The sequence below is a fragment of the Actinokineospora sp. NBRC 105648 genome (genome assembly GCF_030269645.1).
Lineage (GTDB): Bacteria > Actinomycetota > Actinomycetes > Mycobacteriales > Pseudonocardiaceae > Actinokineospora.
On the sequence record NZ_BSTR01000045.1, the window covers coordinates 1 to 16,008 of the forward strand.

The 16,008-nt window shown below is 69.4% G+C and carries 12 protein-coding genes; 7 read left to right on the plus strand and 5 right to left on the minus strand.

The window, feature by feature from the left end; genetic code table 11:
• Positions 1-373: 373 nt before the first annotated feature.
• Together QSK30_RS28780 and QSK30_RS28785 are read right to left on the minus strand one after the other, a co-directional pair.
• On the minus strand, positions 374-3,328 hold the full coding sequence (locus QSK30_RS28780) for a DEAD/DEAH box helicase (RefSeq protein WP_285507561.1): 2,955 nt from the start codon (positions 3,326-3,328) through the stop codon (positions 374-376).
• Positions 3,329-3,474: 146 nt separating this feature from the next.
• Positions 3,475-3,783: a S8 family serine peptidase gene (locus QSK30_RS28785; protein WP_502871900.1), complete on the minus strand. Its 309-nt coding sequence runs from the start codon at positions 3,781-3,783 to the stop codon at positions 3,475-3,477.
• A 284-nt stretch (positions 3,784-4,067) separates the two neighbouring features.
• Between QSK30_RS28785 and QSK30_RS28790 the strand changes: the two genes are divergently transcribed.
• The gene (locus QSK30_RS28790; protein ID WP_285507565.1) at positions 4,068-4,616 is read left to right on the plus strand and encodes an excalibur calcium-binding domain-containing protein; all 549 of its coding nucleotides are present in this window, start codon (positions 4,068-4,070) and stop codon (positions 4,614-4,616) included.
• 283 nt (positions 4,617-4,899) lie between these two features.
• On the opposite strand, the gene QSK30_RS28795 is transcribed toward QSK30_RS28790, so the two are convergent.
• A complete protein-coding gene (locus QSK30_RS28795) occupies positions 4,900-5,517 on the minus strand; it encodes a TetR/AcrR family transcriptional regulator (RefSeq protein WP_285507567.1) in 618 nt (205 codons plus the stop codon).
• A gap of 90 nt (positions 5,518-5,607) precedes the next feature.
• Between QSK30_RS28795 and QSK30_RS28800 the strand changes: the two genes are divergently transcribed.
• From QSK30_RS28800 to QSK30_RS28820, 5 genes are all read left to right on the plus strand, one after another.
• Positions 5,608-6,450 carry an alpha/beta fold hydrolase gene (locus QSK30_RS28800; RefSeq protein ID WP_285507570.1) on the plus strand — a complete coding sequence of 281 codons (843 nt, stop codon included), beginning with the start codon at positions 5,608-5,610 and terminating at the stop codon, positions 6,448-6,450.
• Between the two features lie 136 nt (positions 6,451-6,586).
• The gene (locus QSK30_RS28805) at positions 6,587-8,011 is read left to right on the plus strand and encodes a WGR domain-containing protein (protein WP_285507571.1); all 1,425 of its coding nucleotides are present in this window, start codon (positions 6,587-6,589) and stop codon (positions 8,009-8,011) included.
• A 148-nt stretch (positions 8,012-8,159) separates the two neighbouring features.
• A complete protein-coding gene (locus QSK30_RS28810; RefSeq protein WP_285507572.1) occupies positions 8,160-8,693 on the plus strand; it encodes a MarR family winged helix-turn-helix transcriptional regulator in 534 nt (177 codons plus the stop codon).
• Positions 8,694-8,779: 86 nt separating this feature from the next.
• On the plus strand, positions 8,780-10,243 hold the full coding sequence (locus QSK30_RS28815; RefSeq protein ID WP_285507573.1) for an MFS transporter: 1,464 nt from the start codon (positions 8,780-8,782) through the stop codon (positions 10,241-10,243).
• Positions 10,244-10,279: 36 nt separating this feature from the next.
• Complete coding sequence (locus tag QSK30_RS28820; protein ID WP_285507575.1) at positions 10,280-11,527, plus strand: FAD-dependent monooxygenase; 1,248 nt, start codon at positions 10,280-10,282, stop codon at positions 11,525-11,527.
• A gap of 140 nt (positions 11,528-11,667) precedes the next feature.
• Here the strand turns inward: QSK30_RS28820 and QSK30_RS28825 are convergent, their stop codons facing one another.
• Both QSK30_RS28825 and QSK30_RS28830 read right to left on the minus strand, forming a co-directional pair.
• Positions 11,668-13,638 carry an AAA family ATPase gene (locus tag QSK30_RS28825; protein WP_285507577.1) on the minus strand — a complete coding sequence of 657 codons (1,971 nt, stop codon included), beginning with the start codon at positions 13,636-13,638 and terminating at the stop codon, positions 11,668-11,670.
• A gap of 511 nt (positions 13,639-14,149) precedes the next feature.
• Entirely contained in the window at positions 14,150-14,683 is a 534-nt protein-coding gene (locus QSK30_RS28830) for a ricin-type beta-trefoil lectin domain protein (protein ID WP_285507579.1), read from the minus strand.
• Positions 14,684-15,552: 869 nt separating this feature from the next.
• Between QSK30_RS28830 and QSK30_RS28835 the strand changes: the two genes are divergently transcribed.
• Positions 15,553-15,996, plus strand: coding sequence for a hypothetical protein (locus QSK30_RS28835; protein WP_285507581.1), 444 nt, complete (start codon positions 15,553-15,555; stop codon positions 15,994-15,996).
• Positions 15,997-16,008: the final 12 nt, after the last annotated feature.

Sequence of the window (16,008 nt, forward strand, 5' to 3'; positions counted from 1 at the left end):
TGTGGGGCCCCTAGAGCACCGCGGTGGAGAGCAAAGGGCAGGGTAAGGGCATCCCCACCCACGGCAAGTTTAGCGGCACTCTCCCCCCACACGAAGCGAGTCCACTAGATCGAGCATCCGTAGCGGGCGTTGCGTTCCAGCGTGGTCGGCCTATCCGCTGCGGTACCAGCGTGGGACGGGAACCTGTTGCTTCCTAGCGGGGCTGGGATCTTGTTGCGTTCCAGCGGGTCGGGATTCTCTTGTGTACCACCAGGGTCGGGCTCACCGTTGCGGTCTGGTGGGGGACGGCAACCTGTTTCGTTCCAGCGCGGTCGGCCTATCGGCCAGGGGAGACAGATGAACGATGAACGCATCACTTACCTGGTGACCGGAGTCAGCCGGAGGTGTGTTCCGACGGCTCGAACAGCGAGCGCAGGTCCTCGGCGGTCAGCGTCGTGTCGAAGTAGTCGCCGTCGTCCATGACGTTGGCGAACAGTTCGGCCTTCTTCGCCTTGAGTGCCATCACCTTCTCCTCGATGGTGTCCTTGGCCACCAACCGGTACACCATGACCGTGCGGGTCTGGCCGATGCGGTGTGTCCGGTCGACGGCCTGCGCCTCGGTTGCCGGGTTCCACCACGGGTCGAGCAGGAAGCAGTAGTCCGCCTCCTGCAGGTTGAGGCCGAAACCGCCCGCTTTCAGGCTGATCAGGAATACCGGTGCGGTGCCCTCCTTGAACGTCGCGAGCACCTGCTTGCGGTTCCTGGTCTTGCCGTCGAGGTAGCAGTACGCCAGACCCTCTTCGTTCAGCCGCTCTCGCACCTTGGCCAAGAATCCGGTGAACTGGCTGAAGACCAGCGCCCGGTGTCCGCCCCCGGCCACGTCCGCCAGCTGCTCGACCAGGGCGTCGACCTTGACCGACGGGACGTGGTCGTACTGGTCGTCGACCAGTCCCGCGTGCAGGCTCAGCTGCCGCAGCAGGGTCAGCGAGGTCAGGATGGTGAACCGGTGCTTGTCCACGTTCCCCAGCAGCCCCAACACCTTCTGCCGTTCGCGCTGCAGGTGGGTCTGGTAGATCTTGCGGTGCCTGGGGTGCAGCTCGACCTCCACCACCTGCTCCTGCTTCGGCGGCAGGTCGACCGCGACCTGTTCCTTGGTGCGCCGGGTGATCAGCGGGCGGACGCGTCGGCGGAGCCGGGCCAGCAGCTCCGCGTCGCCCGTCTTCTCGATCGGGCGGGCGTAGTAGTCCTGGAACCGGGTTGGGCTGGGGAACAGCCCGGGCGCGGTGATCGACAGCAGCGACCACAGCTCCATCAGGTTGTTCTCCATGGGCGTGCCGGTGATCGCGAGCTTGAACGGTGCGCTGAGCTCGCGCGCGCACCGGTGCACCTTGGCCTGGTGGTTCTTGACGAACTGTGCCTCGTCGAGGACCAGCGCCGACCAGTCGTGCTGGGCGTGGGCGTCGAAGTCGAGCCGGAACAGGGTGTACGAGGTAATGACGACGTCCGCGCCCGCCGCGGCCTCGTCGAGGGACTGGCCCCGGCGGCGCAGCGTGTCGGTGATGGTGGCGACCGCCAGCCCCGGCGCGAACCGGGCCGCCTCGGCCGCCCAGTTGGCCACCACGCTGGTCGGTGCGACGATCAGGAACGGCGCGGCACCGGGGGCGCCCGCGCGGGCGTGGCAGATCAGCGCCAGGGTTTGCAGGGTCTTGCCCAGGCCCATGTCATCGGCCAGGATCCCGCCGAGTCCGTTGTCCCACAGGAAGGCCAGCCAGCTGAACCCCGACAGCTGGTACGGCCGCAGGCGCGCTCGCAGGCCCGCGGGCAGCGGCGGCGCGGCCACGGAGTCGAGGGACAACAGGCCCTGGGTCTGGCGTTGCCACTCCTCGGCCTGCTGGTCGACCACACCCAGCGCGCTCAGCTCGTCCCAGAACCCCGCCTGGAAGCGGCTGATCCGCAGCCCGCCCCGCGGCGAGTCCCGCATCGCCCGCGCCTCTTCGATCAGCTCGCGCAGGGTGTGCAGTTCTGGCTTGTCCAGGGCGAAGTAGGTGCCGTCGGGGAGCAGCAGGTGCGACTCCTCGCGGCTCAGCGCGGCGAACACGTCGACGAACGGGACCGGGCGGCCCGCGACGGTGATGGTGATCCCGAGGTCGAACCAGTCGGTCTCACCGGCGATCGCGGCGGTCGAGACCCCGATGCGCACCGCGTCGCTCGCCTCGCGGTAGTCGGCGGGCTCGCCTCGGACCTCGACGTCGACCTCGGTCTGGTCGGCCAGCAGCGGCAGCACCTCGGTGGTGAAGCGCATCGTGTCCAGGCCGCTGAACGCGAGGTGGTCGGTGTCGGTCAGCCCGAACCGGTCGAACGGGAAGGACAGCCCGGTGAGCACGGAGCGCTCCGCGGCCTCGTCCCGGTAGCCGTCGTCGTCGCCGGGGGCCAGCGGCACCCGCAGCTCGGTGTCGCCGACCTCGTAGGCCCACTCCCAGGTCAGGTCGAGGGCGTGGTCGTCGCCGTAGTCGGCCCGCAGGACCAGGGAGGGCGCGGACACCTCGGGCAGGTCGACCGACCCGTCCGACGAGTGCACCGCGGCGGCCCTGCGCAGCCGGGGAACGTACTGCTGGCGAAACCGCGTCGCCTCGGCGGCTGGGACGGCGAGTTGGCGGTTCTCCTGGGTGAGCTGCTGCAGGCCCGCGGGCACCGGCTTGGTGAGCCGGGCGAGCCGCAGCCGCCAGTCGTTGTGGTCGTCGTGCGCCAGCAGGTCGGCCCGGTCGAGGTAGACCACCCCGTGCCCGCTCGACCCGATGAACCGGATCGTCGCCACGTCCACCGCGGGGTCGGCGACCTGGACCACCGGGCTGACCGCGAGCGCGCCGCGCCTGTCGGCGCGGACGTCCAGCGAGAACTCGGCGGTGTCGTACCGGTCCAGCGGCCCCAGCCGGGAGTTGCCGTGGACGAGCCGCAACCCGATCTCCTCGGCCTCGTCCAACAGCGGCCACAACCTGCTCGACTCGAACTCGGCCAGATCGATCGTCTTCACGACCCCGTACGCGTATCGCGCCGTGTGCGCCTGGTAGAGCGCATAGAACTCCCGCAACAAGTGGATGTGCGCGGTGGGGTGTTCACCCCGGTAGATCAAGGAGTCCAGATCGCTCCAGAGCAGTCGACCGCCGACCCACCCGGTTTTGCCGGGCCGCACCACGCGGAGCAGTGGCCGGACCTGGTCCGCGCCCCCGGCCAGCGTCAACTCCACCGCCAACGGCGTCGGCCCCGACCAGTCCGCCTCGTTGGACGACCGCGGCGCCAACACCGCCCCCAGCGACTCCTCCCAGCTGGACGGCCGCGCGCGCCGACTCATCTCCCGGCCCCTCTCGTCTCGGCGCCCCTGGTGCCGGTCATGCGCCAGTCGCGTCTGAGCGCCCACTAAACCAGGCGAGCCCGACAGCACCAATGGCCCGGTCCCCGACCACCAGGTCGGGCACCGGCTCGGTGGCGCATGCTAGGTCACTCGGCCTTTCCGCACCGTTCCGCGGTCCGGCTCGAAAGGTGGGTCGGCACTGGGGATCGGCCGCGCGAATATCCGCGCGTTCGGCGATCCGGCGCCGGGTCGGTGATCTTGTTCGGGGTGGTGTTGCCGACCACGGTGGCCTGCGACGCCGCCGGAGAGTCGCGGATGTGTGACGTCAGGCACAGCGCGGCGGCACCCGCCGCGTGCGGGCCGGCCATCGAGGTGCCGTCGCTCGTGGCGGAGTCGGTGTCCGAGCCGTTCCAGGACGACGTGATCTCGAAGCCGGGGTGTAGAGGTCCGTGCAGGTGCCGAAGTCGGAGATCGTCGCCGGTGGGTCACCACCGCGGTGGCCACCACCTGCAATGTGCGGTCCAGTTCGCGAATGGTCTGTCTACTGTGGATTGACGGCCATGACAATCTTGCGACTGGCGACGTGACAACGCGATGACAGGTGGTAACGACCGGTAGCGGCCAGGCGATCCACTCGGACGGACAGGGATCCGCAGAGAAGGGCTCCGACGGGGTGGACGCAGTGGCGTGGTGGCGTGGGCGCAAGCGCAAGTGGCTTTGGGTTGTGGGGGCGCTCCTGGTGGGGTTGTTCGTGGTCGCGGGGATCGCCGGTCGTCCGGATCCGGGTGTTCGGCAGGCGATCGCCGCGCCGCCCAGCACGGCGGTGTCCAGCGCACCGACCACCACGGCGGTGTCCAGCGCACCGACCACCACGGCGGTGGTCGAGGTGCCTGCTGACCTGGTCGGCAAGAACGCGGAAGAAGCGCGAACCGCCCTGACGGGCCTCGGTTTCACCGTCGACTACCAGTCGGTCGATGGCCGCAACGTGATCGTCGCGAGCAACTGGACGGTGATCGCCGTCGAACGCGCGGTCGGGACCACGCGAATCGTGCTGCGAGTGGACAAGGCCCCGGCAGCCACTAAACCCAGTCCCACCACCGCATCGCCCGAACCCCCGCCGGTGGCGGGGCCACCGCGGGCTGAACCTGAGGTGACCAAACCCGCGGCCAACGTCTACTACAAGAACTGCGACGCGGCCCGAGCCGCCGGTGCCGCGCCACTGCACGTCGGTGAACCGGGTTACCGCCCCGATCTCGACCGCAACCACGACGGCCTGGCTTGCGAGTAGCCGATCCGGTCCCCGTCAGGCCGGTGGCCATGACGGGGGCCGAACGACTGACCGTGACACCCGGGAGCAGCGCTGGGGTGGATCGGGCACGGCGCGGGCCCGCAGGTCGGGCACCGCACCGACGTAGGAGTGGATGGTTTGGCCAGGACTATCCGGCGCCCGTTGGAGTTCGTCACCACGGGGTCTCCCTGACGGGACACCCGTGCCTGACTCGGAGCCGAGGATGGCCTTAGAGTCGCGAAGCACCCGCTGACTGTCCACATCGGCCTGTTTCACCGAGCGGTCACGGTGCTGCGGCTCGGATGCCGGAGAACAACTGGTCGAGTCGGTAGTCGATGATCGTGGTCGCCTGGTCGGTGTCGTAGGTGTCGACCAGGATGCCGGTGAGCAGGCCCGCGGTCATGGTCGCCAGGGTGTCGGCCTCCAGTCGGGCGTCGAGGTGCGCCGGGATCCGTTGCCGGGCTTGGGCTTGGCGGATCTGGTCGGTGAGCGCGTTGACCAGGTGGGGAAGGAGCGCCTCCTGATCCGGGTCTTGGCCGCCGCGGGTGACGTCCACCGCGAAGTACGCGATCTGGACCGCGCACAGCATCCGGCCACGCTCGTCGGTCGGTAGCACGCCGAGTAGGTACGCGCGCAGGACGGCGCGTTCGTCCCCGGTCCGCAGCGCTTCGACGATGCCCGCCCCCGCGCGCTCACCGCCCAGTTCGGCGATCCGCTGCCAGGCGAACCGCAGCATCTCCTCCTTGGTCGGGAAGTAGTACTGGACCAGGTTCATCGAGATACCCGCCGCCGCGGCAACCGCACGCAACGTCACCGCCTGCAGGCCTTGCGCGGCGGCGATCCGGAAGAGCGCCTCCGCGATCTCCCGCCTCCGCTCCTGGTGGTCAACGCGTTTCGGCACTCGATCACTGTGCCACACGGGACCGGGCTGTCCGTCGCGACCACGAAGTGTTATCGTGCAGTTGCACCATAAAAACCTGGGGAGGTTCCGATGCTCGGACATTTCGCCGACGATAAGGCGCGCGAGCGCTACTTCGCCGCCTACGCGGCCATCCTGCGGAAGTGGCCCGTCCCGGCCGTCGAACTGGACGTCGACACGCGCTTCGGCCCGACCCGCGTGCGCCGGAGCGGCGCCGGGGCGGGCACGCCGATCGTGCTGCTGCCCGGCCACCTGGGCTCGTCGCTGTCCTGGTACCCCTACGTCGCAGACCTGGCCGAACACCACCCCGTGTACGCGGTCGACACGATCGGCGAACCGGGGCACTCCACCCAGACCCACCCGCTGGAGACCGACGACGACATGGCCGACTGGCTGGCCGACGTCCTCACCGGTCTCGGTCACGACAAGGTCCACCTGGTCGGCCTCTCCCGCGGTGGCTTCCTCGCGCTCACCCTCGCGACCCGGACCTCCGAGCGGCTCGCGAGCGTCATCGCCGTCGAGCCGGGGGGATTCGCGTGGATCGGCACCCGGTTCATCCTGTGGAGCTTCCTCGAGATCTTCCGCTGGCTACTGCCCTCGGCGGTCCTCCGGCGGATCACCTCGGGCGATCCGGACGTGCGCCACACCTTCCGCCCTTTGCTCTTCGCCGCGCTGAAGTACAAAGCGCACCTGCCGCCCCAGCACCTCTTCACCGACGACGAACTGCGCGCGATCAACGTCCCCACCCACCTCGTCCTCGCCGAACGCAGCAACATCCACCGGTCCCATGAGGTGGTCGCCCGCCTCGCACCGCTCAACCAGCGCGTCCACGCCGAGGTCATCCCCAAGTCCAGCCACACGCTCACCCTGGAGAAGCCGGACCTCGTCGTCGCCCGCATCCTCGCCCTGGTCTGAAGGGCCCGCGTGCTGCCGGGAGCAATCCGCCGGCGAGGCCCGCGTCGGTGATCGTCCGCACTCGGGCAACGACCACGATCGGCTGTCGGTGGCCCTCGATAGTGTGATTTCAGCTCACGCAGAGAGGAATCAGCACATGTCCGCCACGACGTATCTGGAGCTGTCCGAGACGGGGGGCGGCGCGCACAAGTTCTACGAGGTGCGCGTCGTGGACGCCGAGGTCACCATCACCTACGGGCGGATCGGGGAGCAGGGGCAGGTCAGGACCGCGTCCTTCAGCGACCACGGCAAGGCGCTCAAGGCGGCCGAGAAGAAGATCGGCGAGAAGGTGCGCAAGGGGTACGCGCCCGCGGTCAAGGGGGAGCGGGGGCGCAGGCCGGTGAGCAGGCGGGAGATCGTCAGCACCCGCTCGACCGCGCGCCAGGCCCCGGTGCTGTGGCGCTTCACCTCCGGCGCGCCCGCGTTCGGGATCTTCGTCGGCGAGGACCAGGCCTGGGTGGGCAACGAGAACGGCGACGTCTACACCCTGACCCACGACGGCCGCGTCACCGGCAGGTTCGGCCTCCCGGACGCGGTCAAGTGCATCGTCGCCGACGACTTCTGGATCTACGCCGGGTGCGACGACGGCAACGTCTACGACCTGGGCGGGAAGGTGCCCCGGGTGGCCTACGAGATCGCCGACAACGTCGACATCTACTGGCTCGACATCCACGACGGCGTGCTGGGCGTCTCCGATCGGCAGGGTGGCGTGACCGTCGTCGACCACGAGGACGAGTTCCAGTGGTCGCGGCCCAGCTCCGGCGACAGCGCGTGGATGGTGCGCAACGCCGCGGAAGGCGTGTACCACGGGCATTCCCGCGGCGTGGCCCACTACTCCGCGCGCGGCGAGCAGGTGTGGCACGCCGAGACCACCGGCGGTGTCCTCTTTGGATGGCAGGAGCGCACCGAGGTGTTCGCCGGTACCAGCCGCGGCTGGGTGCACCGCTTCGCCAAGGCCGACGGCCAGGTCACCGGCAACTACCGCTGCGACGCCGCCGTGTTCTCCTGCGCCACCTCACCCGACGGCGAGTTCGTCTTCGCGGGCGACAACCAGTCCTCTGTGTACTGCTTCGCCGCCGACGGCACCCGCCTGTGGAAACTCGGCACCGGCTGCGGTTCCGCCTACTCCATGCAGTACCGCGACGAACGCCTGTACCTGGTCACCACCGACGGCTCCCTGGCCTGCCTGGACGCCAGCCCGGCCGCCGTCCACTCCGCAGAACAGGGCCAACTGCCCGAACGCCGCGACATCAAGGCGGGCAGCGTCCAACGGGTCGAGGCCACCGCCGAGGTCGAGGTCGTCACCCACGTGACCCCCGCCGACGGCGTCATCGTCGAATGCGTCCAGACCGGCGGCCGAGTCCGAGTCCACGTCCTCACCGACGGCTACAACCAGACCTGGGGCGTCCAGTTCCCGAAGAACATCCGGGTCCCCGGCGCCCGCTACGTCGTCTCCGAAGTCCTGACCTCAGCCAACGGCTCCTTCTACCGAGCCCGCGGCGAGATCAAGCGCATCAACTGACCTCCGCCCGGGCCTGGGCACACCCCAGGCCCGGCGGCGCGGTGCGGCGAGTACGACGGGAGTTCCAAGTGGGCAGGTCCCGATCAGGTGCCTGTCGTCACACAATATAACTAAGCTAGTTAGTGACTTAGCTAGTAGTCTTCCCGGTATGACTTCTCCCCGTGATGCCCAGCGTGTAGGCACTGACCCCACCGAGGGGGCGGATGGTGTCGCGGGCAAGTGGCAGGTCGGGTCCCCGGGGGTGGGCAACCCGCTGATGGAGCGCCTGCAAGAGGTGGGCGCGTTGACGCGGGTGATCGAGAAGCGGCTGAGTGGCGTTCTGGGTGTCAACGGCACGGGTTTGTCGGCGATGGAGCACCTCGCCAGTGAGGGTCCGCTGACCGCGAAGGATCTTGCTGACAGGTTGCGGGTCTCGACCGCGGCGAGCACGCACATCGTGGACCGGCTGGAGAAGGCCGGGCACATCGTCCGCCGTCCGCATGCCACCGATCGCCGCAAGGTGCTGGTCGAGCCGGTCCCGGAGTCGATGACGCGGCTCTTCGAGCACATCGACCCACTGCTGCACGGCGTGGCGAGCCTGGTCGCGGCGCTGAGCCCCGGCGACCGGGACGCGGTGGAGAACTTCTTGACCGAGGTCGTGCGGATCTACGCCGACACCGCAGACTCCCTGCCCCGGGACTGACCTCTCGTCCCACCGGTTCTGCCCGCGCGACCCGGCATCGACGCCGCCCGAGCGGCGCGCTGATCAATCCAGTTCGGAGAGAAGACATGGCTGTGCCCGAGAAGACGATCCGGCCGAGGTCGATGTGGTGGCTGCTGGCCACCGTGCTCGTCGTCGAGCTGATGGACCTGCTGGACTCGACGATCGTCAACGTGGCGGGCCCGGCGCTGGAGCGGTCCCTGGGGACCAGCCCGGTGGGACTGCAGTGGGTGATCGGCGGCTACGCGCTCACCCTCGGCGCGGGCCTGGTGCTGGGCGGGCGGCTGGGCGACCGCTACGGGCGCCGCCCGATGTTCCTCGTCGGACTCGTCGGGTTCATCGCCGCGTCGCTGTTGTGCGCGATCGCGCCGAGCGTCGGCCTGCTGATCACCTTCCGGCTGGTCCAGGGCGTGGCCGGGGCCATGATGCTGCCCCAGGGCCTGGGCATCCTGCGCGACAACCTCACCCCGCGCGACCTGACCAAGGCCCTCGCCGTGTTCGGTCCCGTGCTCGGGCTCGGCGGGGTGCTGGGCCCGGTGCTGGGTGGCGCGCTCGTGGACTGGGACCTGTTCGGTCTCGGCTGGCGGCTGGTGTTCCTGGTCAACGTGCCGGTCGGCCTCGCCGCGCTCCTGCTGTCGTGGCGGCTGGTGCCCCGCGGTGGCCGGACCCGGACGCTGCGGGTGGACATCGTCGGCGCCGTCCTCGTCGCCGCCGCGTCCGCGCTGCTGGTCCTGCCGCTCAACGAAGGGCAGTCCGCCGGGTGGCCGCTGTGGACCTGGCTGTCCCTCACCGCGGCGGCGATCGGCTACGTGGCGTTCGCGCTGTGGCAGCGTCGCGTGGTGCGCCACGACCGTGCCCCGCTGGTCACGCCGAGCCTGTTCGGCAAGTCCGCGTTCACCGTCGGGCTGGTCGCGGTCGCGTTGTTCTTCGGTGGCCTGATCGGCACCCAGCTGGTGCTGACGTTCTTCCTGCAGATCGGGCAGGGCTTCACCGCCGGGGAGGCCGGGCTGGGCAACCTCCCGGTCGCGCTGGGCACGGCCGTCGGCGGCGGCATCAGCGGCGGGCTGCTCGCCGCGAGACTCGGCCGCGCGGTGCTGCAGGCCGGCGCCGTGGTCCAGTTCGCCGGGATCGCGTGGCTGTGGCTCGCCCTGGCCGACACGACCGACTTCACGATCTGGCGGATCGTGCCCGGCAGCGTGGTCGCCGGGATCGGTGCGGGGATCGTGATCGCCGCGGTGTTCAACACCGTCCTCGGTGCCGTCGCCGACGACGAGGTCGGCTCCGCCTCCGGGGTCCTGTCCGCGGTCCAGTCCATCGGCGGCTCGGTCGGCGTCGCGGTGTTCAGCACCGTCTTCTTCGCCGGTGCGCTCACCGGCCAGGCCACCAGCAGCTTCCGCGACGCCCTCGTGGTCCAGGCGATCATCATCGGGCTGTTCCTGCTCATCTCGCCGCTGTTCCCCCGCCGGGCCCGCCCTGACGACACCGACGCGTCGGCGACCGCCACGCCTGCGAGCGTCGCCAATTCCCGCTGACCGGCACACCCCCATCTCCTGTGAGGAGGACGTCTCGTGCCCCGTAGCGTCTTGATCTCCGGTGCCGGCATCGCCGGGCCCGCGCTGGCCTTCTGGCTCAACCGGTACGGCATGACCCCGACCGTGGTCGAACGCGCCACCGGGCCGCGTCCGGGTGGGCAGACGGTCGACCTGCGCGGCGCGGGCCGCACCGTCATCGAGCGCATGGGCCTGGAGCAGGCCGCGCGTGAGCGTGTCACCCACGAAGCGGGCCTGCACTTCGTCGACGGCCGCGACCGCGTCCGGGCCGCGTTCGGCAGCGACGCCCTCGGCGGCGACGGGTTCGTCACCGAGCTGGAACTGCTGCGCGGCGAACTCGCCGACCTGCTCCACCAGCGGACCCGCGACGACACCGAGTACGTCTTCGGTGACCAGATCACCGACCTGACCGAGACCGGCGACGGCGTGGACGTCACCTTCCGCGCCGGCCCCGACCGCCGGTTCGACCTCGTCGTCCTGGCCGACGGGTTCCGCTCCCGCACCCGCGACCTGGTCTTCGGCGACATCGCCCGCACCCGGTCCTTCGGTCTCTACACCGCTTACTTCACCATTGCCCGCACCGAGTCCGACGGCAGCTGGGCCCGCTGGTACAACGCCCCCGGCCGCCGCGTCGTCCTCCTCCGCCCGGACAACCAGGGCACCACCCGCGCGTCGCTGTCGTTCCTCACCATCCAAAAAGGACTGGACCGGCTGCCGGCCCCGGCCCAGAAGCGGTTCTTGCGGCACCACTACGCCGACGCGGGCTGGGAAACCCCGCGCGTACTGGACGGCATGGAAGCCGCCCCGGACTTCTACTTCGAATCTATCGGGCAGATGCACCTCAAGCAGTGGTCACGCGGCCGGATCGCCGTCGTCGGAGACGCGGGCTACTGCGCGTCCCCGCTCAGCGGGATGGGCACCAGCCTCGCCCTCGTCGGCGCCTACGTCCTCGCGGGCGAACTCGATCGGCACGCCGGCCACCGGGATGCCTTCCGCGCCTACGAAACCACGATGCGGCCCTACGTCACCCAAGCCCAGAAGGTGTCCTGGTTCGCGCCCCGGCTGGCGTCGCCGAAAACCCGCACCGGTATCCGGATCCTCAACACCCTTGCCGGCCTCGCCGCCAACCCCAGAGCCACTCGCCTTGTCACCCGGTTCACCAACCCCCCATCCGACGCCATCGACCTCCCCACCTACCCCACCACCGACCACAGTGGACACTCGGCAGCATCAGCCGCGAACGACAGGGACGAACCCACTGGTTGAGAGCCCGACCCGAGGCCCGGCCGAGTGGAGTCGAGTGGTGGTGGATCGGGTCGTTTCTGGTGATCACGCCCGGTTGGCCAGGTGGGTTCGGGTGGCACACTGCCGGGCTGTGCTGGGCGGGTAGGTCGGTGGCTGAGGGCTCAGCGCTGGTTCTCGTGGACCGTGACCACCGATCCGGGTTCGCGTTCCACCCGAAGGACGTTGGCGTTGATGCCGAGGGTGCGCACGGCGTTGGGCAGTCGGTCGTCGTGGGTGAGGACGATGACCTGGCGTTTGGCCGCCAGCCTGTCCAGCACCCCGGCGAACCCGTCGACCGTGGCCGCGTCCATGGCCTGGACCGGGTCGTCGAGGACGAGGAACCGGAACGGGCTCGTCGGGCGGGTCGCTCTGGGCAGGAACAGGGCCAGGGTCAGCGCGTGCAGTTCGCCCTGGCTCATGACGCCGATGGCCTCGGCCCCGATGCCGTCCAGGGCGACGCCGAGCCGCACCCGGCGCATGGTGCCCTTCCCGGTGAGCTGCACGTCGCCGAGGTTGATGTGGCCGTCGTGGCGCAGCGCGGCCCACACCGTCTTGGCGTGACCGCTGATCTCGGCCACGCGCTCGTCGCGGAGCTTGCCCACCTGGGCGGCCAGGAAGGTCGCGGCCTCGTCCGCGTCGACGGTCTCGCGCTCAGCCTGGTTGGCGCGGTCGGCCAAGTCGCACCAGGCGGCTACCCGGGCCGCGATCGGCGCCCAGGTGTCCTCGGCCCCCGCCAGTGCCTGCCCGGCCTGGTCGCGCAACTCCGCCACGGCGGCGGTGAGGATCGCGCCCGCACGGTCGAGGTGCTCTGCCAACCGGACCGGGTCTTGCGGCGCTGTCGCCCACACCTCCCACGCGGAAGTCGCCGCTGCCGCGGCGGGCAGGGCGAAGCGCGGGGTCGACGGCGGTCGGGGCACTGACGCGATGAGCACCGTCGCCCGGCGCACGGCGTCCTCGACCCGCCGCCGGGCCGCGCGGTACGCGGTCGCGTCCCTGTCCTCGGCGGCCAGTCCGGCCCGCGCGCGGGCGCTCCACTCCTCGTCGAGCACGCCGTGCCCGCACACCGGGCATGGGCCGTCGCCGTGCTCGGTGTGCAGGGCCAGCGCCTGCCGCAGCAGCGCGGAGCGCGCCTCGGCTTGGTCGGCCACGGCGACGGCGTTCCGGGCGAGCACATCGGCGGCGGCGCGCAACTCCCCGACGACCTCGGCCACCGGCGGCACCTCGGCCTCGCTCAGCGCGCGCAGCGCGACCAGGTCTTCGAGCTGGCCACTGCCCGTGCCGGTGACGAGCGCCCGGATCGCGGCGGTGTCCACGCGGCGGCGGCCCAGCGCGGCGCGCACCCGCTCGGCGCGAGGATCGTCCACGGCCTCCAGCAGTTGCTTGAGCTCACGCCGCTCGCCCGTCATCTCGCTTACCGGGGCGCGCAACCGCTTGACCTCGTCAGCCAGTTCTTTCTGCGCGTCGGTGATCCGATCGATGCCCAGGACGGCGTCGATCTTGTCGAACAGCCTCGTCGGACCGTCGGTGAGCAGGCCACCGACCTCGTCGTAGGAGAGCAATGGGCGGTAGAGCTCGATCGCCCGCGCCCACCCGAGCGCTCCGGCACCGGCCTCCGGCTCGCCGTCACCACGCCGCACCCAGACCGACCGGTCGGCCAGCCCCGCACCGTCACCCCAGTCGACCCCGACGACGGTCGACCCTACACCTTCCTCGACGAACTCGGCACGGATCGCCGACTCACCGTGGTGGACGTTGCGCCAGTTCTCACGCCAGATCTTGGTCCGACGACTCCACCGGTAGGTGTCGCCGGTCAGCGCCAGCTCCAGCGCCTCGGCGAAGCTGGACTTGCCGGAACCGTTGCGCCCCAACACGATCGTCAGCCCATTGGCGGGCACCAGCGCCAGCCGCGACGACGGCCCCACCCCGCGGAACCCGGCGACGGTGACCGCGCTGAGAAACACCCGGGCACTCCGCTCCGGTGCTTGGTCGCCACCCCCAGACCGGTCGGCGAGCGCCTTGGCGACTAACGCCGCCGCACCCCCGCCCAACTGCTGCCGGGCGAGATCGGTCACCAACTCCGCCGGAGTGTCCACCACAGCCCCCTCGTCGCATCGCCCCGCCACGGTAGCGAACGGTGATCACCACGCCGTCGCCCTGCTCGCGACGCGACTGGGGGAGGCCGCACAGGCGCACAATCACACGCCGCGTCTTCTCGGGCCCGCAGCAGACCACAGTGGACACACAGCAAGATCCCCGGGAACAGCAAATCCCCAGGTCAACAGAGAAGTTGACCTGGGGATCTGTGGTGCGCCGCCAGGGACTCGAACCCCGAACCCGCTGGTTAAGAGCCAATTTGACGACCTGTCGGCGGTGTCGAGTGATGCCGCGCCGAGTCGTTTCTGCTGGTCGCGTCCAGCCCCGGCTGTCGGATGATGCCGCCTGCTGGTGCGGTGTGCCGGTCCCCTCGGGCACGGCTCGGGCGCGTGCGTGTCGGCGCTGGTGTCGGTCCACCAAGTGCGGGGCGTCGAACTCGCTGCCACGGCCGTGGTCGCGGCAAGCGCACGATCGGCGCAAGTCTGAAGTGTCACATAGCCGTCATTCGGGTCAGAACGACAGGAAGCTGATCACGTTGTCTTTACTTGGGTAGGAGTGTGTACCTTCGGCTGTTCCGGTATTCCAGAAGTTGTCGGGATTCGGAGTCATGTACTGCTCATCTTTGGTGGTGACACAGGGAACGTCGTAGTCGCTCTCGATGGCGTCAATCAACTTCACTCCCCATTGCTGGTTTTCGGCGGGGAAAGGTAGTGAATTGTCGCACTTGTCGAGCATCAACTGGCCGCCGTGTGCGACGACGCACATGTCGGGGTATTTCTCGTCCTGGCTGACGATGTGACGCGTACTCCGGTCGTAGGACCACTGCTGGTTCGACTGGTTGCCATCGCACGCGGTGCCGATGATCTGATACTTCTTTTGCAGCGTTTGCCACGGGCCGATGGTGGCGCACTGCTTGAACGCGACTGATTGCATCAGGAAGGGCGTGTCCGGGAAGTCTTCAAGCGTTGGTGTGGCCGTGGCCGGAAGCCCCAGCGAGACGAACATCAAGCCGGCGGTGACGGTTGCCCTGGCGAGTATGGACATCAGTATCCTCACGGTCAGTCGATATCGACCGGATGGTAAACCCGGCCACGGCACTGCCGCCGCGCGTATACACGATCGGCTGACATCCACAGTGGACCACGGGTCAGCCGGGATCTTCAGCTTCACGCAAGGCGCCAGCCGCGCGACCACGGATACGACTACCTGGGTCGCTGTGCGGGATGTGCTGCGGCTGCGGGCGCGGTGATATCGGCGAGGTCGCAGTCAGCGCGCAGGCCGCCGGGCCGTGTGGCGCAGTCGACCGATACTGCGAGTAAACATGGCCGGCTCGCGCGTGGTGGCGAACCGGCGTGTTACTCGCTGTTTTCATACAGTGGCGCTATGTCACGAATTACTCACCCGGTGGAGGGAACCGTCCACTCTGGCCGGTGACAGAACCTGATTCGTGGTGACGTCTGGGACATGGTGCCGCGACAGTGGGGCGCGTTGATCCACGAGTTCAGGGAGGGCGCAATGCGCAAGACCACTCCGGCGGGCGCCGCTGTGGTCGCGGCGGCGTTGTCGATCGCGGTGCGGTGTCACCGGCCTACGCGGAGTTCCCAACGAAATCTTCGATTAACCGCACGTTCTGGGCCCCTTACCAGCGTCACGATGGGCCATTCGTCAGTTTCGCCCACCTCGCGGACGGGACGACTCCGCACAACGTAGCGCCGTTCGCGTTCGCCGTCCTCGACTGACACCTCCGCTCCTCGCCCGAGCGCCGTCCCGGGGCGAGAGGTTGATGACCGCAGGTCATCGTCGAGTCGGTTTCCGAACAGCTTTGATAAAGCAAACCTGGGAGTGTCATGAGTTCGAACAAGTCTCTACGTGCGCGCGCTGCGGTTCTCGCCGCGTGTGTGGTGGGGTTGTCCTTGATCACCGTTTCGCCCGCCTACGCGGACGTCCCGCCCGCAGGTAAGCAGTTCCGGATCACGTTGTCCTGGAATGGCGAGAGTGAGCGACTGTGCGTGGGCAGCCTCCCTGTCCCGTCGTCCAAGGTCAGGAAGTTCCCCGCGCTTCCCTGCGACGGCAGCACCGCGCAGTTGTGGAAGCGTTCCGACAACGGCCGCTGCATCCAGAACGTCGCCCACCCCCGGAGCATCGCCCTGTTCGACATCCTCCAGCGGTTGTGCCAACGAGGTGTCAAGGGCCCCATGCAGTGGACCCAGGACGCACAGGGCCGGGTCACGCACAAGGGCACGTACCTGGACTACTGGGGCGTCAGCGAGGAATACGGCCACCGCTACCTGGTCGTCTACCGGGCCAGTGGCTCGACCGCCACCGATGCGGGCCTCTTCACGTTCGAAGAGGTCTGAGCACACCCCCCG

What these genes read in the sequence shown, in the direction of transcription:
- QSK30_RS28780 (WP_285507561.1), bottom strand. Translation starts at nt 3,328, where the DNA reads ATGAGTCGGCGCGCGCGGCCGTCCAGCTGGGAGGAGTCGCTGGGGGCG.
- QSK30_RS28800 (WP_285507570.1), top strand. Translation starts at nt 5,608, where the DNA reads ATGCTCGGACATTTCGCCGACGATAAGGCGCGCGAGCGCTACTTCGCC.
- QSK30_RS28805 (WP_285507571.1), top strand. Translation starts at nt 6,587, where the DNA reads ATGTCCGCCACGACGTATCTGGAGCTGTCCGAGACGGGGGGCGGCGCG.
- QSK30_RS28810 (WP_285507572.1), top strand. Translation starts at nt 8,160, where the DNA reads ATGACTTCTCCCCGTGATGCCCAGCGTGTAGGCACTGACCCCACCGAG.
- QSK30_RS28815 (WP_285507573.1), top strand. Translation starts at nt 8,780, where the DNA reads ATGGCTGTGCCCGAGAAGACGATCCGGCCGAGGTCGATGTGGTGGCTG.
- QSK30_RS28830 (WP_285507579.1), bottom strand. Translation starts at nt 14,683, where the DNA reads ATGTCCATACTCGCCAGGGCAACCGTCACCGCCGGCTTGATGTTCGTC.